The sequence below is a fragment of the Saliphagus sp. GCM10025334 genome (assembly GCF_042663485.1).
Lineage (GTDB): Archaea > Halobacteriota > Halobacteria > Halobacteriales > Natrialbaceae > Natronosalvus.
Window position 1 is genome coordinate 698,000 of record NZ_JBHTAF010000003.1, and the last position, 19,231, is coordinate 717,230.

The 19,231-nt window shown below is 63.8% G+C and carries 19 protein-coding genes and 1 tRNA gene; 9 read left to right on the plus strand and 11 right to left on the minus strand.

The features are described from left to right. Window positions 1–30: 30 nt before the first annotated feature. The 6 genes from ACFQO4_RS15715 to ACFQO4_RS15740 form a co-directional block, all read right to left on the minus strand. Window positions 31–648, minus strand: a complete 618-nt coding sequence (locus ACFQO4_RS15715; protein WP_500261804.1) for a J domain-containing protein — start codon at window positions 646–648, stop codon at window positions 31–33. Between the two features lie 138 nt (window positions 649–786). Then, window positions 787–1,557: a proteasome assembly chaperone family protein gene (locus tag ACFQO4_RS15720; protein ID WP_500261805.1), complete on the minus strand. Its 771-nt coding sequence runs from the start codon at window positions 1,555–1,557 to the stop codon at window positions 787–789. A 6-nt stretch (window positions 1,558–1,563) separates the two neighbouring features. Beyond that, on the minus strand, window positions 1,564–1,743 hold the full coding sequence (locus ACFQO4_RS15725; RefSeq protein ID WP_500261806.1) for an RNA-protein complex protein Nop10: 180 nt from the start codon (window positions 1,741–1,743) through the stop codon (window positions 1,564–1,566). A 55-nt stretch (window positions 1,744–1,798) separates the two neighbouring features. Next, on the minus strand, window positions 1,799–2,599 hold the full coding sequence (locus ACFQO4_RS15730; RefSeq protein WP_500261807.1) for a translation initiation factor IF-2 subunit alpha: 801 nt from the start codon (window positions 2,597–2,599) through the stop codon (window positions 1,799–1,801). After that, entirely contained in the window at window positions 2,596–2,769 is a 174-nt protein-coding gene (locus ACFQO4_RS15735; protein WP_500261808.1) for a 30S ribosomal protein S27e, read from the minus strand. Before ACFQO4_RS15735 ends, ACFQO4_RS15730 begins: the two co-directional genes overlap by 4 nt. 5 nt (window positions 2,770–2,774) lie before the next feature. Then, complete coding sequence (locus ACFQO4_RS15740) at window positions 2,775–3,059, minus strand: 50S ribosomal protein L44e (protein WP_500261809.1); 285 nt, start codon at window positions 3,057–3,059, stop codon at window positions 2,775–2,777. Window positions 3,060–3,220: 161 nt separating this feature from the next. On the opposite strand from ACFQO4_RS15740, the gene ACFQO4_RS15745 reads away from it, so the two are divergent. From ACFQO4_RS15745 to ACFQO4_RS15775, 7 genes are all read left to right on the plus strand, one after another. Beyond that, the gene (locus tag ACFQO4_RS15745; protein ID WP_500261810.1) at window positions 3,221–3,487 is read left to right on the plus strand and encodes an HAH_0734 family protein; all 267 of its coding nucleotides are present in this window, start codon (window positions 3,221–3,223) and stop codon (window positions 3,485–3,487) included. 263 nt (window positions 3,488–3,750) lie between these two features. Further along, window positions 3,751–3,825, plus strand: a tRNA-Met gene (locus tag ACFQO4_RS15750). Between the two features lie 574 nt (window positions 3,826–4,399). Beyond that, complete coding sequence (locus ACFQO4_RS15755) at window positions 4,400–6,304, plus strand: ABC transporter substrate-binding protein (protein WP_500261811.1); 1,905 nt, start codon at window positions 4,400–4,402, stop codon at window positions 6,302–6,304. Between the two features lie 238 nt (window positions 6,305–6,542). Then, window positions 6,543–7,514, plus strand: a complete 972-nt coding sequence (locus tag ACFQO4_RS15760; RefSeq protein WP_500261812.1) for an ABC transporter permease — start codon at window positions 6,543–6,545, stop codon at window positions 7,512–7,514. Then, window positions 7,514–8,659, plus strand: coding sequence for an ABC transporter permease (locus ACFQO4_RS15765; RefSeq protein ID WP_500261813.1), 1,146 nt, complete (start codon window positions 7,514–7,516; stop codon window positions 8,657–8,659). Before ACFQO4_RS15760 ends, ACFQO4_RS15765 begins: the two co-directional genes overlap by 1 nt. Then, window positions 8,656–9,723, plus strand: a complete 1,068-nt coding sequence (locus ACFQO4_RS15770) for an ABC transporter ATP-binding protein (RefSeq protein ID WP_500261814.1) — start codon at window positions 8,656–8,658, stop codon at window positions 9,721–9,723. The genes ACFQO4_RS15765 and ACFQO4_RS15770 overlap by 4 nt, the downstream gene beginning before the upstream one ends. Continuing rightward, window positions 9,720–11,042, plus strand: coding sequence for an ABC transporter ATP-binding protein (locus tag ACFQO4_RS15775; RefSeq protein WP_500261815.1), 1,323 nt, complete (start codon window positions 9,720–9,722; stop codon window positions 11,040–11,042). The genes ACFQO4_RS15770 and ACFQO4_RS15775 overlap by 4 nt, the downstream gene beginning before the upstream one ends. Window positions 11,043–11,343: 301 nt before the next feature. On the opposite strand, the gene hpt is transcribed toward ACFQO4_RS15775, so the two are convergent. From hpt to ACFQO4_RS15795, 4 genes are all read right to left on the minus strand, one after another. Beyond that, window positions 11,344–11,913, minus strand: coding sequence for a hypoxanthine/guanine phosphoribosyltransferase (gene hpt / locus ACFQO4_RS15780; protein WP_312909557.1), 570 nt, complete (start codon window positions 11,911–11,913; stop codon window positions 11,344–11,346). A gap of 110 nt (window positions 11,914–12,023) precedes the next feature. Beyond that, window positions 12,024–12,593: a DUF7344 domain-containing protein gene (locus ACFQO4_RS15785; RefSeq protein WP_500261850.1), complete on the minus strand. Its 570-nt coding sequence runs from the start codon at window positions 12,591–12,593 to the stop codon at window positions 12,024–12,026. A gap of 163 nt (window positions 12,594–12,756) precedes the next feature. Continuing rightward, complete coding sequence (gene coaBC / locus ACFQO4_RS15790) at window positions 12,757–13,911, minus strand: bifunctional phosphopantothenoylcysteine decarboxylase/phosphopantothenate--cysteine ligase CoaBC (protein WP_500261816.1); 1,155 nt, start codon at window positions 13,909–13,911, stop codon at window positions 12,757–12,759. A 92-nt stretch (window positions 13,912–14,003) separates the two neighbouring features. Next, window positions 14,004–14,741: an NAD(P)/FAD-dependent oxidoreductase gene (locus ACFQO4_RS15795; protein ID WP_500261817.1), complete on the minus strand. Its 738-nt coding sequence runs from the start codon at window positions 14,739–14,741 to the stop codon at window positions 14,004–14,006. Window positions 14,742–14,912: 171 nt separating this feature from the next. Between ACFQO4_RS15795 and ACFQO4_RS15800 the strand changes: the two genes are divergently transcribed. Then, a complete protein-coding gene (locus ACFQO4_RS15800; RefSeq protein WP_500261818.1) occupies window positions 14,913–17,996 on the plus strand; it encodes an FAD-binding and (Fe-S)-binding domain-containing protein in 3,084 nt (1,027 codons plus the stop codon). Between the two features lie 30 nt (window positions 17,997–18,026). Next, complete coding sequence (locus ACFQO4_RS15805; RefSeq protein WP_253429880.1) at window positions 18,027–18,287, plus strand: DUF8006 family protein; 261 nt, start codon at window positions 18,027–18,029, stop codon at window positions 18,285–18,287. Between the two features lie 165 nt (window positions 18,288–18,452). On the opposite strand, the gene ACFQO4_RS15810 is transcribed toward ACFQO4_RS15805, so the two are convergent. After that, window positions 18,453–19,157, minus strand: coding sequence for a hypothetical protein (locus tag ACFQO4_RS15810; protein WP_500261819.1), 705 nt, complete (start codon window positions 19,155–19,157; stop codon window positions 18,453–18,455). Window positions 19,158–19,231 lie beyond the last annotated feature (74 nt).

Genomic DNA, 19,231 nt, shown 5'->3' on the forward strand with positions numbered 1-19,231 from the left:
TGGCGCCGAAACCGAAACCGGAGCCGGACGCTAATCGGCGTGTTCTCGCACTGTCGCGTACGCCTCCTGTACTTGCTGGAACGATTCTTCGTCACCACCGTGGTCGGGGTGGACGGCCTTGACTCGCTCGCGGTAGGCCTCGCGGATCGCCTCCGCGTCCGCCGTCGTCGAGACGCCGAGGGCCTCGTAGGCCCGCTTCAGGCGGTCCTCAACGGTCATCGTCCCGTACTCGCGCTCGTGCTCGAGGGACGGCACCTCGAACGGGAGTCGATCAGCCAGGTGGACGCCAGGCATCTCGTGTTCGGCCAGGATGAGGTGCGTGTCGGTGTGCGCCTGGAGTCGAACGAACGCCTCCGCGTCGAAGGTGACGGCGACGTCACGGTCGGGCAAATAGAACGCCACCGTCTCCGCTGCGTCCTCGAGTTCCCACTCCTCGAGGTAGCGTTCGTCGATCGCCTGCAGATACGTCCGAATCTCGCCGCGGCGTCGTCGCTCGCTCGAGTACGTGTTCTCGCTGGTGGCGACGCGACTCGGGAACAGTCGCTCGCCGACGACGAAGAGCGTCGCGGCGACCCCGGTGAAAATCCCGCCGAGGACGAGCCCCCACAGAACCGCCGGGGGGATCACCTCGAGGACGCTCGTTGGCACGGGCAACCGTAGTCGCCGGAGGATAAAGAACCGCTCGCTCGCGTGTGGCGGAAGCGGGCGGCGTCACCGAATCAGACGTGACGGGGACGACTCCGTCGCCAGGCCGGGGCCGACGGAGAGAGACCAGGCCACAGGGCCTCAGCCGAAGTACCGCAGGTCGTCGTCGTTCGGGACGTCCATCGCCTGCTGTTGCTGTTCCATCTCCTGGATCTTGCCGATGACCTCCTCCATCTCGTCGGCGCGCTCGTCCAGGGGGTCGTAGTCGACGTCGAACCCGAGTCGCGCCTCGAGCACCTCGAGGACGGCACGAGCGCTCTTGGGGTCGACGAGGTAGCCGCTGGTCTCGCCCATGAGACAGATTGCCTCGAATCCGCGGCGTTCCCCGAGGCCGAGTAACAGCCCGGAGACGCCGACGATGCCGCCCGCCGGTTCGTCCTCGCGGAACTCGACGCCGACGTCCTCGAGCGGTTCGATCAGCGACTCGTCGGTGACCGCACCGAGGACGGCGTACTCGTCGATGAGTTCGCCCGTCGGCACGCCGCCGAGGGCGTACAATTCCGTGGCGTCGAACTCCTCGGCGACGTCGAGAAACGCGTCCGTGAGGACGTAGTGGCCCGCGTTGGTCTGGGCCTGGTGGTCGCCCGTCAGGACGAGCACGTCCTGGCCTTCCTCGGGCGTAACCGCGTGGACCTCCGCGCAGGTCAGACTGGTGACGCCGTCTTCGACCGTCACCTGTGGCGGGAACTCCTGAGAGTAGATCCGGCGGACGAGGGTGCTCTCGGCCTCGAGTTCCTCGAGCAGATGGTCGGCGACGAGTTTCCCGACGTGGCCGACGCCGGGAAGTCCCTCGATCAACACCGGTTCGTCGAGTGATGCCTCGGCGACCGCCTCGATATCGAGTTCGTCCATACCGTATCAGCGGACGCGACGTTTAAGAGCACGTCGGTACTCGCCGTGTCGGTCCTCGGGATCGAACGGCGCCGGGGCGCTGTTGACGGCGTCGGCACCGCACTCGGGGCAGGAATCTGAGAGGGTGTAGACCGGCCGGTCGTGAACGTCTTCCCACGCCGAACAGATGTGGATGTCGGATTTCATCGTTGAAAAGCGGAAGCGGAAATTGAAGCTGAAGTGGAAACGGAAACGCGAACGGTTACTCGTCGTCGGTTCGGCGCTCGCGGTGGTACTCGCCTTCGCCACCCTCGGTTTCGATCGCGCCGATCGCCCGCTCCGCGCTGGCCTCGAGGACGCTCTCGGCGGTCTTGTAGTTCGGCGCACGAACCTTGATTCGGTACTCGGGCGCTCCGACGTAGGTCACGTCGAGTTCGACGCCCTCGGGAATCTCGCCGTTCCCCTCGGCGGCCTCGAGTGCGGACCGAATCCCGTCGACGCCGCTCGGTGAGGGATTCTCGAGGTCGACGTAGCCCGTGACGTTGACGTACGGCACCGAGACGTTCTCGCGGGCCGTCTCCACGATGGCGTCGCGTTCGTCGTCGTCGAGATCGGTGTCCTCGAGGGCCTCGTCGCCGTGGATAGCCGCCTGCTTGAACCCGTCGTAGAGCGTGCCGTACGCGCCCAGGAGTTCGTTGGCGATGGAGATATACTCCTCGTCGGCGATGTCCTCGCCGAAGGCGATCTCCATCCAGTTGTCGGCCTTCTGCTCGTTCTTCCACTCCTGGATCTTATCGGAGCGCTGGTGGTCGTTGACGTCCTTGAGCGAGAGGTCGATTTGCTCGTGGGACTCGTCGACGTCGAGGACCTTGCAGACGGCGATCTGGCCCTCGCGAACGTGATCGCGGACGTTCTTGATCCAGCCGCTGGCGACCTCCGAGATGTGGATCAGGCCGCGCTTGTCCTGGTACTCCTCGAGGTCGACGAAGACGCCGAAGTCCTCGATCTCGTCGATCTTGCCGACGACGAGTTCGCCCGGTTCGGGCCAGCCGCTGTACTTCATCGTGACTCGACGGTCTCGAGGACTTCGTGATCGATTTCGGCCTTCCCGCCAGTGGGGACGGCGAGCGTGGTCCCACAGACGGCGCAGGCGACCTCCGAGGACGCCTTGCCGAAGACGATCTGTTCGTTCTCACAGTCACTGCAACGGACGCGGTAGTAGCTTCCTGCCATCGAAATCACTCCTGGAACTCGAGTCGGCCGGCACGCCATCCCTCGCGGAGGTGGGCCTTGCCGCACTCGCTGCATCGGTACTTGAGGTCGGTCTTCTTCGTCGGCTTGTCACCGCTGGGCACCTTCGAGAACTTCCCGGAGTTCCCGATGGTCGAGAGCTGACGGGCACGCTGTCGGTCGGCCACCTGCTTCATGCCGGTCTGACGGCCGGTTCGGACCTTCTCGACCTCGTGCTGATGGTGGGATTTGCAGTACGGGCAGTACGTATTGAAACGGCGTGGCATCTGCATGTTAACTCACTTGGAGTGGGCTAAGAGAGCCCCGTTTAAAACCCGTTTGGTTCGCCGTCGACTCCGCGTTCGTCTCGTGGCGAACCGACACCGTCCGAGACGGGATAAGAGACAGGGGGTGCTTCGAAGCGCTTAATTCCCCATCGTGCGAACCGCCGGGCATGAAGCGGCTCATCATCCACGGGGACCCCGGCATTCGAAAGGGCGCGGTCGTCGAGCACGACGGGGAGGAACTGGTATGTTTCGGCATCAGTCGTAACGGCGAGTGGCACGGACCCGACCGGGTCCAGCTCTGGTGCACTGTGGGCGAGGAAGGCGAGTACGAAGACTTCCAGCGCCGCAACTTCACCCCCCACTGGCTCGAGGTCGTCCGCGCGGACGCGAGCGAGATTACAGTTCTCGAGCCGAAGGGTGACCTGTTCGTCTGAGCAGTTGAGCTCGAGTGACAGCGATAGAGATGCACCCACTCCGTCACCGCTTCGCTTGTGTGGCCACAGATACACGCCGTGAGTTTCGCTATCGATCTGACGAGTTCTCATTCATCCGCGCGTAATGGTATACCATTGTGACCCCGAAGCCGCGGCGACCTCGAAAGATCGGAGTAGACTCTTCGGCTCGAGTCGAGCGATAGAAACCCACACACGGCACCCGAATCACAACCCTTAACTACCGTACCGGGTTATCATGAGCCAGCGGGATGGGATAGCCAGGAGATTCCGGCGGGCTCATAACCCGCAGATCGGTAGTTCAAATCTACCTCCCGCTACTTTTCAGGGACACAACCCGACGAGCGTAGCGAGGTGGCCGTGTCCCTGAAAAGACGACGAGTGGATTTGAGGCAGAGAGCGGCTTTGCCGTGACCGTGGTTCGAATCTACCTCCTGCTACTTCGACGCGATACTGTTCGTGAATGACAGTAACGAGTAAGCGAACGAGCGATGACCGCGAGAGCGGTGCGAGCAATCTTTCGCGTCGTCTACGTCCCGCTTCGTTCAAATAGCGACCTCGAGTGCCCCAATTCCGGGCGAAACCGTCGTGGCCTGAGCCGGTAGCCGTGCAGATATAGAGGATCTGGGGACGACAATACGGCGGACAGCGACCCCGAGCCTGGAGAAGCAGAAATCGATTCATCGGTGCGATCCAGAACTCGCAAACGGGCAACGTTCGCCGGTTGATTGAAACCCAGTACCACGTCAGTTTCCAACATGTATCAAAAGCAATATTCATGAGGAATGGACGTTCACCCAATTATTTGGGAAATTGCTGCGTCCATGATAGAGAAATAGTCAATGAAGAAAACAGTCGGAATCTATTTATGTAATTAGTATCTGTACTCTTACTATGCCTCATAAAGACTTGAAGGCACCCGGCGCCCATCGCCGGGAGGTGCTACTGCTCGCAGGTGCTGCTGGTGCTGCTGGACTTGCAGGCTGTATGAGCGGTGACGATAATGGTAACGGCAACGGGAACACTAGCGGGAACGGCAACGGCAACGGCAACGGCGACGATGACGACGTCAGCGACGACATCAGCGACCAGGCCGACGTGAGCGAACGGGAGATCCAGCCCGACTGGATCACGGCCTCAGCCTCCGAAGCTCAGGATCTGAACCCGCTTCGAATCAACGACACGACGTCGTCGGCTCGACTCGCGCCGCTGCTCGACGGCCCCTACGGCCTCGACGAAAACGACGAGTTCTACGGCTACTGGTTCGAAGACTACGAAACCGAGGACAACAAGACGTGGACGTTCCACCTCCGCGACAACCTCGAGTGGGGCGACGACTACGGCCAGATGACGACCGAGGACTGGGTATTCCACATCGAGAACGTGGCCCAGCACGAGGACAACTGGGCCGCCCACGTCAACCAGTCGAACTGGGACGACGTCGAGAGCGTCACCGCGGTCGACGACACGACCCTCGAAGTCGAGATTGCGGCGGCGGATCCGCTGTTCGTTCGGCAGCCGACGTTCTGGGGAACGTACATCCTGCCGAAGGGGCTCGTCGAACCGTACTTCCAGGACTACCAGGACGGAAACGAGGAGGCCGGCGAGGAACTCAACGGTTCCGATGCCGTCCAGCAGCTGACGTACACGGGGAACCTCGGTCCGTACACGTTCGAAGAACGAGCCGTCGAGGACCGTTTCGTCGCCGTCCGTAACGAGGACTACTACAAACGCGGCGACGACGAGGACTGGGAGGACGCGCCGTACTTCGAGCAATACACGATCAACATCCTCGAAGAGGAGAGCACGCGACTCGCGGAGTTCGAGACGGGCGGCCTCTCGACGGTCGGCATTCCAGCCGACCAGGTCGAGAACTACCAGGGCCAGGACGACTACACCCTCGTGGAATCCGCGACGCCGTACTGTAGTATCCTCGCGTTCAACCAGCGCGCAAACGGCTGGGAGGAACTGCGAAAGCGCGAAGTTCGACGCGCCCTCTCGATGGCCATCGACAAAGAGACGGTCGCTAACGACATCTACCGCGGATTCGCGATTCCTGCACAGACGTTCCAACCGGAGTACTCCGACTTCTACGACGACAGCCAGGTGGACCCCGTCGGCGCCGGCGATACCTACGACGTGGACGAGGCCCGGTCGCTGCTCGAGGAGAACCTGAGCGACGGATACAGCTACGATGGCGACGCGCTCCTCGACCCCGACGGCAATCAGGTCGTCCTGTCGTTCGTCTACACGAACGGGTCGCCGCTTACCGAGGACTCCGCGCGATACATCGCGGACGCGCTCGGAGGCCTCGGCATCGACGTCGACTCGAACGGCGTGCCGTTCAACACGATGCTCGAGCAGTACGCGATGGTCGCCGAGGATGGCGAGCCACAGGGGATCTTCAACGACCCCGAGGCGGAGGATCCGCAGGCACTGTCGAGCGCCCGAGAGTGGGATCTGATGTGGGGAATCGGGTTCAACACGTACCCACGGTCTCCGGGATCGATCGCCGCCTTCTGGACGGCCAGCTCCGGAACCAACTTCTACGGCTACGTCCCCGAGGAGGACCTTGGGTCGATGATCCAGGAAGGAGCGACGGCAACCGACGAGGCCGAACAACAGGAGATCTTCGCCGAAGTGTTCGGCATCCTGAGCCGCGACCTCCCGGTCAACTTCATGCACTTCCAGGACGACATCTACGGCTACCAGGACGAGGTCGTCTTCACCGAGGATCCGTCCCCGTCCTGGGGGTACAAGAGTAACTCCTGGTGGATGACCGACGACCCGCACAACTGAGCTGCGGGACCACTAACGGATAGCCACTCACTTCACCATCGACGGTATCGATACCGTTCGCCCGGTTTGCCGCCGGGCGGGGTTTCTGCGCATCGGCTATCCTTTTTTGATCGTGAACATACACATCGAAGGACACATATCACACCATTCAATTAATGCAAATATCGATCATGTACGTTAGAGCAAACAATCGCCGCGGCACGCTCGGATACCGCTCGGGGGGGTGGTCGAGATGAGTATGACGTGGTACATCGGTCGTCGACTGGCCTGGGCGCTTCTGGCGTCGTTTATAATCATGAGCGTCACGTTCGGCTTTCTCACGGCCTCGCCGAACCCGGCGACGAGTACGGTCGCCTGGGAAGCCGCCCAGGAGGGAGACAATCCGGAGGACGCGATCGAAACCTACGAACAAACGCGGGGGGAGGATCGACCGCTGAGTGAACAGTACGTCGATTTCATGGTCTCGATGTACACGCTCGACTGGGGTGATTCTTACACCTACGACACGGACGTCATGGAGGTCATTGGCAACTCCTGGGTGTACTCGGCGCTCGTCGTTGTCCCCTCGACGATCATCGCCGTCGTAGTCGGTTTCACCGTCGGGATCTACTCCTCGACGCACCAGTACACCAAGTCGGACTACGCCGCAACGTTCTTCGCGTTCTTCGGCATCAGCGTCCCGAACTTCTGGCTGTCGATCATGCTCATCCTCGTCGTCGGAGTGATGTTACAGTGGTTGCCAACCAGCTACGACAGCAGTGTGGCGTTCTGGTCGCTCGATCACGTGAAGTATCTCATCATGCCCATCTTCGTCCTCACGACGGCGGCGGTCGCCTCCGAGATGCGATACGCGCGGGCGGAGACGCTCGAGTACGTCAACGCCGAGTGGGTCAAGAGCGCGCGGGCGAAGGGGGTCAGCGAGTGGCGGATCATGTACCACCACATCTTCCGTCCGGCCACGCCGGTGTTGATCACCATCCTGGTGGCCGACTTCGTCGGGATCATCTTCTCGACGGCGTACATCGTCGAGGTGATCTTCGGCATCCCCGGATTGGGGCTGGTCAGCTACAACGCCTTGATTCGAATGGATACGCCGCTGGTCCTGGCGACGACGCTGGTTCCGGTGATCCTGGCGATTCTCGCGAACCTGCTCCAGGACATCCTGTACACCGTGCTCGATCCACGAATTAGCTACGAGGCGAGAAACTGATGGCAACTGATACGACCACATCCGACGCACTCGAGGTCACGTCCATCGACTGGGAGGAGTACGACCAAGGGCGGTTCAAGCTGGACCGTCGAACGATTGGAACGTACGGATCGCTCCTGCTGGTCGGACTCCTCTGGCTGTACGATTACGTATTCATCCCGGAACGGCTCCCGATCGTCGACGCAGACCTGGGGCTGTTCGATCTCTCGCTCAACCCGAACAACGTCGACTGGCTGTTTCTGATGACGCTCGTCGCCGTGTTCTGGTTCGTCGGGGCACCGCTGTGGGAGAACAAGCGGATGACGATGTACTACTGGAAGAAATTCAGGCAGAATACGGCCGCCGTCTTGAGTCTGTACTTCCTCACGGGCATCTTCCTCGTCGGCGCCCTCGGTCCGCGTATCATCGGTCAACCCGAGCCCGACTGGGGGAACCTGCTCGCGCCCCCGGTGTTCTTCGGGGGCACCTGGGCCCACCCCTTCGGCACCCACCGGACCGGCGAGGACATCCTCGAGATCGTCGTCGCCGGGGCCGAGGTGAGCTTCCAGGTTGGACTCATCGCGACGCTTTTCAGCGTCGTGCTGGCGGCCATTGTCGGTGCCACGGCGGCCTTTATGGGTGGCTGGGCCGACGCCTTGCTGATGCGATTCGTCGACCTGCTGATGACGTTTCCGACGTTCTTCCTGATCATCCTGCTGATCTACATCTACGGCGGGAGCCTGTTCTTGCTCATCATCATCCTCGCGTTTACCGGCTGGGGCGGGACGGCCCGGCTGATCAGGAGCGAGGCGCTCCAGCGAAGCGAGGAGGAGTACATCAGCGCGGCGGAGGCGGCTGGCGCGAGCCGGGCGTACATCATCCGGCGACACATCCTCCCGAACGTCTCGAACACGATCATCACGGCCGCGACACTGCTGATCCCCGGCATGATCCTGACCGAGGCGGTCATCGCGTTCCTCGGGTTCGGCGATCCAGACGTCTGGTCGTGGGGTCGGATCATCGCCGCAGGCCGAGGGAACCTCGGCGACGCGTGGTGGATCGCGACGATTCCAGGGATTTTCCTGTTCTTCACCGTGCTGTCGTTCAACTTCCTCGGTGACGCGCTTCGAGACGCACTCGACCCACGACACGAGACAGAACAATGACTGACGACCCACTACTCTCCGTTCGCGACCTGCACACGGTGTTTCACACGGACGAAGGCACAGTTCACGCCGTCGACGGCGTCAGCTTCGACGTCGAACGCGGCGAAACAGTCTGTATCGTCGGTGAAAGCGGGAGCGGCAAGTCCGTGACCACCGAATCGATCACTCGAATCCTCAAGATGCCGCCAGGAGAGATCGCCAGCGGGGAGATCGTCTTCGACGGCCAGGACGTGACGGCGATGTCGGACAAAGAGATTCGCCAGATTCGAGGCGGGCGGATCAGCCACATCTTCCAGAACCCACAGAGTGCACTCAATCCAGTGTACACCGTTGGCGCCCAAATACGCGAGGCGATCAACACTCACCAGGACCTCTCGAAGGCAGCCGCTCGCGAACGGTCGATCGAACTGCTCGACGAGGTCGGCATTCCGGAAGCAGCCTCCCGCATCGACGACTATCCCCACGAGTTCAGTGGGGGGATGAAACAACGTGTGATCATCGCGATGGCACTCGCGTGCGAACCTGACCTCCTGATCGCCGACGAGCCGACGACGGCGCTCGACGTCACCATCGAATCGCAGATTCTCGACTTGCTGATGGACCTCCAGGAGGAGTTCGGCATGTCGATCATCTTCGTCACGCACGACCTCGGCGTCGTCGCCGAGGTCGCCGACCGCGTCATCGTCATGTACGCCGGGAAAGTCATGGAACGGGCCGACGTCTACGATCTCTTCGACAACCCGGCCCACCCCTACACGCGGGCCCTGCTCAAGTGCCTCCCGGGCAGCAGCGGGACGATCGAACCGATCGGCGGGACGCTTCCGAGCGTCTTGAACCCGCCTGACGGCTGTCGGTTCGCCGATCGATGCCCCTACGCGATCGACGACTGTACCGTCGGGGATCAGCCGGACCTCGTTCCCGCGACGACGGGTGAGCACACCGTCTCCTGTCTCTACTATCACGACGGCTACGACGAGTCTGTCGTCCTCGAAGAGCGGCCCCAGAACGATACAAACGCGACGCGTTCACGGCCGGTTTCGGGCACCGGGGGTGATCTTCGATGAACACTCCAGGACCGAACCCGCTCCTCGAGGTACGCGACCTCGAGAAACACTACCCGATCACGAAGGGGATTCTCAAGCGCGAGGTCGGGCGCGTCCGCGCCGTCGACGGAATCGACATCACCGTCGAGCGCGGACAGACGGTCGGTCTGGTCGGCGAGTCCGGGTGTGGCAAGTCGACGGCCGCGACCACCATCCTCCAGCTCGAGGAGGCGACAGGCGGACAGATCCTCTTCGACGGAGAAGACGTCACCGAGTTCGGAAAGAGCGGCATGAAGCGCTTCCGTCGGCGTGCCCAGATGATCTTCCAGGATCCGGACTCGAGTTTCGATCCACGGATGTCGATCGGCGAATCGGTGGCCGAACCGTTGCTCGTCAACGGGATGGACGACCGACAGCGGCGACGACGGATCGTCGAACAGCTCCTCGTCAGGGTCGGGCTACAGGCGTCGGACGCGGATCGATACCCCCACGAGTTCAGCGGTGGGCAGAAGCAGCGAATCGCGCTCGCTCGGGCGCTGTCGGTCAATCCCGACCTCCTTGTCGCCGACGAGCCGGTGTCGGCGCTGGACGTCTCGATCCAGGCGGAGATCCTCTCTATCATGGAAGAACTTCAGACGGAGTTCGGTCTGGGAATCCTGATCATCAGCCACAACCTCGGCGTCATCCGGGAGATCTGTGATCGCGTCGGCGTGATGTACCTCGGCCAGATCGTCGAGGAGGGGCCGACCGAGGAGATCTTCAACGATCCACAGCACCCCTACACGCGGGCGTTGATCTCCTCGATTCCGGTCCCCGATCCGCACCTGAGCCGCGACGAGGTCTCGCTGTCAGGAGACGTCCCGAGTCCGTCGAACCCACCGAAGGGATGCCGGTTCCACACCCGCTGTCCCGAAGTGATCCAGCCCGACGGCTACGACTTCGAACAGGAGACCTGGCGACACGTCATGGACTACAAGTATCGCGTCCAGGACGGGTCGCTCGACGCCGAATCGATCCGCGAGAGCGTCGTCACGGAAGATGAAACCTACGACGAGCCGACCGAAGTCCCGTTCGAGCCGTTCGAATCGAGACTTCGTTCGGAGTTCTCGATTCCGGTCCCGCTCCCCGACGAGCGGGCCGAAGACGTCTTCGACCGATCAGTACAGTCGGTCTACGATGGGAACCTCGAGGATGCAGCGTCACTCCTTCGCGAGGAGTTCGAGACCGTCTGTCGCCAGGAGACGCCGGCAGAGGTTCACGTCGCGTCCGACCACCGGGCAGCCTGCCACCTCGCGGAGACGGAAACCGCCGTCGAAACGCCGGCTCGCTCGAGCGACTGACGCCGGTTCGGAACGGATTTTCTAGCGATTTCCCGGCGGTTACCAGCGTGTTTCCAATAGTTTTCCAACGGTTATCCAACAGTCTTTCAACCGGTTTCTCGAGTGATGCGAATCGAGATGTCGGCAATGTGAGTCGTGAGAAACGTGAAATCGGCTCTTGCTCAAGGTCGGGACGGGCGTACGTTCGACGTTGAATCGAGAAGTGATTGGGGCGCGGCAGACGATGTGAGCGGCCGCGACGGCTGGTGGTCGGTTCAGGTATTCGTTACTCGTTACCTCAACTCGGCACTCGAGTTCGGCCTCAGTCGTCGCCGTCTTCGTCCACGATGACGACCTCGCCGTCGACGACGTCGACGTTGATCAGCGTCTTCACGTCGTAACCCGCGTCCGCGACCTTGTTCTCGCCGCCTTCTTTCTTGATGACGGCGACGGTGTCGACGACCTCGGCCCCGATTTCGTCGAGCGCACCCAGAACCGCGGCGAGGGTGCCACCGGTCGAGAGGACGTCGTCCAGGACGAGTACGCGCTCGCCCTCGTAGACGTCGTTGATGAACATCTCGTTTTCCGAGTAGCCGGTCTTCTGGGAGATCGAGACCTCGCCTTCGAGGCCGTATTCGCGCTTTCGGATGACCGTCAGCGGGATGTCGGTCATGAGCGAGACGGCCGTCGAGATGTGGATGCCCATCGCTGCCGGGGTGACGATCCGATCGACGTCCTCGAGGTCGGCCTTGCGCGTGATGCGGATGACGATTTCGCGGAGGAGGGAGGGCTCGAGTTTGGGGACACCGTCGCTGATGGGGTGGACGAAGTAGTGGTAGCCGTTCTTCTCGATGATGGGGGCCTCGAGGAGCGACCGTTTCAACTGATCCATGTCGTGGATGAGGGAGATATCGAGTAAAAGGTGACGATACGCGCCGCGGCTCGAGTCACCCTCGAAACGGACATCGTACCCGGGACAGCCACAGACCGCCGATTCCTCCGCTACCGTCCGTAACTCAGCTCCGGGGGCTCGTCGCCGTGGCCGACGCGCATGTTCCGTTCGTAGTAGATGTGAGCGGCCGCCGTAGCGGTGATCGTCACCGAGAGGAGCCCCGCCCAGGCGAGTTCCGAGAACAGGGTGAGCGGGTAGATTCCGAGCCAGAGCGCAGCCACGAGCGCACAGCCAATCGCGCCCAGCGAGAGGTACAGTTCGCGCCAGGCGAACTCGCTGCCGGGGACGATCTCGAGGTAGACGTTGAGATCGCTGGTTCGATCGGTCGGCTCGATGACCCCGTCGTCGGAGTCGAATCGAAGGATGCCGGCGGTATCCATCTTTGGGAGGTGCGTCTGCTGGAGCGTCGTGTAGACGCGCTTTCGTTGCTCTGGGGTGACGCCCTCGAGGGTCGTCTCGTACTCCCAGGCGGCGACCTGCTGGGCGAGGTCGCCGAGTTCGACTGGTCGGTCGTCCTGTTTCAAAAACTGAAGGACGTAGCGCCGTCGCTGGTTGCGGAGGACTTCGAAAATTTCGCCCTTCGAGAGCGGGCTCGGCCGGCCGGGTCGGTCCATCTTCATCGTCACCTCGCGACACCAGCCTTGGGGGGAGAGATCGTCATCGATTGACGGCATGAACGCCACGTATATAATTCTCGTGACGGTCGCTTTCGACGACAGGTTTTTCGGTTGAAAATATCAGTAGAACGGCGGAAGATGGCACTGTCCGAAATGGTCCCATCTCTCAGCCGACGACGACGGCCAGCGATCGAGCGATTTCGTCCGCCAGATCACTCTTCACACCCGAAAACTGCGCGACGTCCTCGGCGTGAACGAGAAGCGCTCGAGTCCGGTCGCCACCCATGACGCTCGCGTCGTTGGCGACGACGAAGGCCGCGTCGACGCGCTCTAGTACCTCCCGCGCGGCGTCGATCATCGCCTCGTCCTCGCCGCTCGTCTCGGCCTTGAACGCGACGATAGGCAGGTCGGGACGTGTCTCGCGTACCCGATCGATGAGTTTCGGCGTCGCCTCGAGGTCGAGGGTCAGTTCCTGGCCGGAGCGGAGTTTCACGTCGCTGGCCTCGACGGTGTAGTCGCCGACGGCAGCAGCCGAGACGAGGGCGTCCGCCTTATCGCAGGCCTCGAGCGTCGCCTCGAGCATCTCCGCGGCGCTCTCGACGGCCCGGACGTCGGCGTAGGGGACGTCGTCGCCGTCGTGGATCAGCGTCACGTCGGCTCCGAGGGCGTAACACGCGCGGGCGACCGCCCGGCCCATCTTCCCCGAGGAGCGGTTCGTCAGCACGCGAACGGGGTCGATCGGTTCGCTGGTCGCGCCGCTGGTGACGACGACCCGGCGGCCCTCGAGCGGATCGTCGCCGGTCGCGCGGGCCACCGCACAGACGATGGCTTCTTCGGTGGCGATCTTGGCCTTCCCCTCCTCGAGGCGCGGGTCGACGAAGTCGACGCCCCAGGACTCGACGCGCTCGATGGCCTCGAGGACGCCGGGGTGATCGTACATCGGTTCGTGCATGGCCGGGGCGACGACGACGGGGATGCCGGCGCCGAGGGCCGTCGTTGCGCAGGTCGTGACCGGGGTGTCGTCGACGGCACCGGCGATCTTGCCCACGGTGTTGGCCGTCGCCGGCGCGAGCAAGAGGACGTCCGCCCAGCCGTCGTTCCCACAGAGTTCGACGTGTTCGACCCCGCCCGTGATTTCGGTGACGACCTCGCGGTCGGTCGCGAATTCGAGCGCCCACGGGTGGACGATCCCCCGGGCGCTGTCGGTCATCACCGCGCGGACGCTCGCCCCCTGCCGGCGCAACTCGTGGGCGAGTTCGACCGTCTTGACGGCCGCGATCGACCCCGACACCCCGAGCGCGACGTTGACTCCCTCGAGCATTCTCGGTTGGACTTCGGCGGGAGGTGTAAAATGCGTATGGATCGTCGTCGGGCGCCGACGAGGGCCGACGGTCGTTACGGTGCGCGGACGACTCAGTCGCGAGCGACGCTCGGGTGCATCGTCGGCTCGGCCTCGAGTGGCTCCGCGAACGCCTCGAGCATCCGTTCTCTCGCCCGTTCGTCTCGTTCGCGTCGCTCCGCCTCGTCGATCTCCTCGCAGGCCGGCGGCACGTCCCGGTCGCGGCCCGTGAAGTAGCCCTCGGGGGCGACCCAGTCGTGGTAGAAGGGAACTCCGGAGTCGTGGATCGCCGCGAGGGCGACCTTCGCGCCGTGGCCGGCGGCGACGATCGCCTGGTGGGGTTCGCCCGCGAGCCGTCCGGCCGCGTAGACGCCGTCGACGGCCGTCCGACCCGCCTCGTCGACGCTGACCACGTGCTTGCTGCCACGCTGTTCGCGACCGACGTCGAGGGGCGTGAGGTACTCGCTCTCGGGCCAGGAGGCGGCGATTACCCGGCGCGCCTCGAGCGGTTCGCCGCCCTCGGTCTCGAGGACGAATCCCGCTTCAGGTGTCTGGGAATCGCGTTGCTCGACACTCGTGACGTACCCGAGTTCGAACTCGGCGCCAGCGTTTCCGGCATGTTCGCGAACGAGCGCGAGGTACCGGCGGGCGTCGACGCCGTCGGGGAACCCAGGGTAGTTCTCGAGGCTGGCGTTGCGCGCCAGGATCGATTCGCCCCCGTCGATCACGAGGGTGTCCAGTCCGTTGCGGGCGGTGTAGATGGCCGCCGAGAGGCCGGCGACGCCGCCGCCGACGATGCAGACGTCTTGCATACTCGATGTGGACGAGAGCGGTATAGAAACGCTCCGACTCGAGACGGGCGTGCTCTGAACGATGCGAGTTGACGGTGGTTCGGCGGAGGTGGAGCAGCCGCTGCGGCGACAACGACACAACAACTCGCCGCATGCCCGACGCTTTATACGATCGACGGCCAACAGAGGGGTATGGCTACCGAGCGCGGCGTCGACCCCGCCGCCGACTCTCGAGCGACCTACGACTACCGGAGCGACGACGTCGACCGCCCCGCGCTTGTCGAGGACATCGCGCGGGTCGTCGAGGGCGACGTTCGCGCCGACTCGTACTCCCGTTCCCTCTACGCGACCGACGCGAGCATCTACGAGATGACGCCAATCGCCGTCGTCTTCCCGACCTCAACGGCCGACGTCGCCGGCGTGATGGACTACTGCGCTCGCCGCGAGATTCCCGTCCTCCCGCGCGGCGGCGGCACCAGCCTCGCCGGCCAGAGCGTCAACGAGGCCGTCGTCCTCGACTTCACGACCGACATGGACGCCCTCCTCGAGATCGACCCCGACGCCCGGCGCGCGACGGCCCAGCCCGGAATTACCCTCGGGCGCCTCAACGAGGCCGTCGCCCCGCACGACCTGAAGTTCGCGCCCGACCCCGCCTGGGGCGACAAGAGTGCCCTCGGGGGCGCCATCGGCAACAACTCGACGGGGGCACACTCCCTGCAGTACGGCAAGACCGACGCCTACGTCGAGGAGGTGGAAGTCGTCCTCGCCGACGGCACCGTCACCCGCTTCGGCGAGGTCGCCCTCGCGGACCTCCCCGACCTCGCCGACGGCGACGACCTCGAGTCGCGAATCTACGCCGAAGTCGAGCGGATTCTCGAGGACGAGGGAGATTTGATCGCGGATCGGTACCCCGATCTCAAACGAAACGTCTCGGGGTACAACCTGGACTGGCTGCTCGAGGACGCCCACGGAGCGATTCGAGAGGCCGGCGAAGCCGACGCCGACGGCGGCACGATCAACCTCGCGAAACTCCTCTGTGGCAGCGAGGGAACGCTCGCCATCGTCACCGAGGCGACCGTCGCCCTCGAGCCGATTCCCGAGACCAAGAGCATGGCCCTGCTGGCCTACGACAGTGTGCTCGAGGCGGTGGCGGACGTGGCACCCATCGTCGAACACGACCCCGCCGCGGTCGAACTGGTCGACGACGTGCTGATCGACCTCGCGCGCGGGACCGCGGAGTTCGTCGAGGTGACCGAGATGCTTCCGGAGGGGACCGGGGCGGTCCTCCTCGTGGAGTTTTACGCCGAGGACGCTACCGACGGGAAACGGAAGGTAGCGAACCTCCTCGCCGATCGCTGTCCGACCGTCGCGACGGCCGTCGACGCCGACCCCGCCGACGAACGGCCCGTCCTGGAAGCCGACGTTCGCGCGTTCGACGCCCTCGAGGCCTACGACGAGGTCACCCGGGCGAAGGTCTGGAAACTCCGCAAGTCCGGCCTCCCAATCTTGCTCTCGCGAACGACCGACGAGAAGCACGTCGCGTTCATCGAGGACACCGCCATCCCGCCCGAGCACCTCGCCGCGTTCGTCGCCGACTTCCAGGAGGTGCTGGAAGCCCACGACACCTACGCGAGTTTCTACGCCCACGCCGGCCCCGGCGTCCTCCACATCCGGCCGCTCGTGAACACCAAGACGGAATCGGGGCTCGAGAATATGGAATCGATCGCCGATGCCGCGACGGAACTTGTCGTCGAGTACGACGGGTCGGTCTCGGGCGAGCACGGCGACGGGCGCGCACGCACGCAGTGGAACCACAAACTGTACGGCGACGAACTCTGGGAAACCTTCCAACGGCTGAAGACGGCGTTCGACCCCGACTGGCTCCTGAACCCCGGCCAGGTCGTCTTCCGCGAGGACGACCCCACGGCGATGACCGAGCACCACCGTTTCGGCCCCGACTACGCCTTCGACGCCGACTTCGACCCCGAACTTGAGTGGGACGTCGACAACGGCTTCCAGGGCATGGTCGAACTCTGTCACGGCTGTGGCGGCTGTCGGGGCGACCAGTCGACGACCGGCGGCGTGATGTGTCCGACCTACCGGGCCAGCCGCGAGGAAATTACGAGCACGCGCGGGCGGGCGAACGCCCTCCGACAGGCGATGACCGGCGACCTCGAGCCCGGCGAGGCCTTCACCGACGAGTTCCTCGACGAGGTGCTGGACCTCTGTATCGGCTGCAAGGGCTGTGCGATTGACTGTCCCAGCGAGGTCGACATGGCCAAGCTCAAAGCCGAGGTGACCCACGAGCACCACCAGCGACACGGCGCGAGCCTGCGCGATCGCCTGTTCGCGAACGTTCACGCCCTCTCCCGGTGGGGTTCCCGGCTGGCTCCGCTGTCGAACCTCGGACCGAAGATACCGGGTGCACGGCGGGTAATGGAGGCCGTCGCCGGCATCAACGCCGACAAACCCCTGCCCCGGTTCCACCGGCGAACGTTCACCAACTGGTTCCAGGACCGTGGCGGCACCCTGCGGCCGCTGTCGGGAGCGACGCGGAAGGCGATCGTCTACCCGGACACGTTCACCAACTACAACAACCCCCAGGCGGGGAAAGCCGCCGTGCGCGTCCTCGAGGCCGCCGGCGTCCACGTCACGGTGCCGGACGACCTCGGCGATACGGGCCGTCCCGCGTTCTCGAAGGGCTTCCTCGAGCAGGCGAGAGCGACCGCCCGAGAGAACGTGGAGACGCTCGAACCAGCGATCGAGGACGGCTGGGACGTGGTCGTCCTCGAGCCTTCCGATGCCGTCATGTTCCAGTCGGATTACCTCGACCTCCTCGGCGAGGACGCCCGTCCGCTCTCGCAGGCGACCTACGGGGTCTGTGAGTACCTCGACGCGTTCGACCTGGACGAGGCCCTCTCGTTTGCGCCGGGAGACGAGACGCTGACCTACCACGGCCACTGCCACCAGAAGGCAACCCGGAAGGACCACCACGCCGTCGGGGTCCTCCGGCGGGCGGGCTACCGCGTCGACCCGCTCGATTCGGGCTGTTGCGGGATGGCCGGCAGTTTCGGCTACGAGGCCGAGCACGCCTCGATGAGTACGGCCATCGGGCAGATTCTGTACGACCAGGTCGAGGAGAGCCCGGGTGAGCGGGTCGTCGCCCCCGGTGCCTCCTGTCGCACCCAGCTGGCAGGCCGTGGACGGGACCACGCCCGACCACAGACGCCCATCGAGTGCCTCGAGGCAGCCCTGGGGACACAATCGAAGTATTAAAGGCCGAATCGTGGGGAGATACGTGTACGAATGATCGAGGTACCTCTCCAGACGATCGACAACCTGCTGCGCCCCATCCACATGGGCCACGCCCTCATCGGGTTGCTCGTGCTCGCGATCCTCGGGACGCTCCCGCTGAAGTCGATGAAGATCATGGGCATTAACCTCGCCGCACTGGGTGCGCTGTTCCTGCTGGTACCGACGAGCCTGACCGACAACATGGTCGTCTTCCGCCTGATCGGCGTCGTGTTGGTGCTGGTCGGCCCAATTCTCTACGCCGGCGGCCGATAGTCGATAGGACTCGAGTCGTTTTGGTATCCGTTCTCACCATCTCTTCTCCGATACGTTGCTTCCGAGGATCGACCGACGGCCCGAGCGTCCGCTATGCTCGAGACGTGCGAAGCACCTATACTATAGTTTTTGAAGTGTATCCAGGAAGTGGGAGCCGCCGCGTCGTCACTCGAAGACGGCGACCAAATCCCCTTCCTCGAGCGGACTGGACCCATCGGCCTCGTACGTCTCGACGTCGTGGGTCTCAGCGCGAACCCTGGCCGCACCCGTTTCGTCGACGGCGTAGGCGGCTCCACTGTACCCTATATCAGCCTGCCACTCGCCGCCGTCCTCGTCAGCACCGTGGGTAGCACCCGCGGTCCGCTGGCAAAACATCACCGTAATCTCATCGTCCCACCCGAGGAGGTGCTGTTCCCGCACGCTGGTGGCGACGTCGAAGATATATCCCGAGCTTGAATCGCACAGCACGTCGTGCGTGATGTAGGCTTCTTCGAAGTCCGCGACGTACTCGAAAATTGCATCGTCGTCGAACGACTCTGGCGGTCCGGGATACGGAATCGTGGCCGCGGTTTCGTACTCGCGCGTCTCGTCGCCGCGCTCGAGTTCGACGGTCTCCGATTCCCTCGTACACTCCGGCCGTTCCACCTGACCGTCGAAGGCGGCGGCGACGGATTTCGCGTCGATCGTTCGGGAGTTCTGACCGGGGTCGGAGCCGGAACTCGGATCGGTCTCGTTTTCGTCGCCCGTATCGGTGCCGTTCTCCGTCGAATCGTCGATATCCCCGTCACTACTGCCCGCCGGCGACTCGTCGAGACAGCCGGCGATCGTGACTGCCGTGCCGAGCGCAGCGATCATCGTTCGTCGATGCATGGACCGAGAATGTGTTAGCGATCCCATATAATTGGCCCAAGGTGAAATCCGCGTTTCACCCGGCGGCGCTGCGT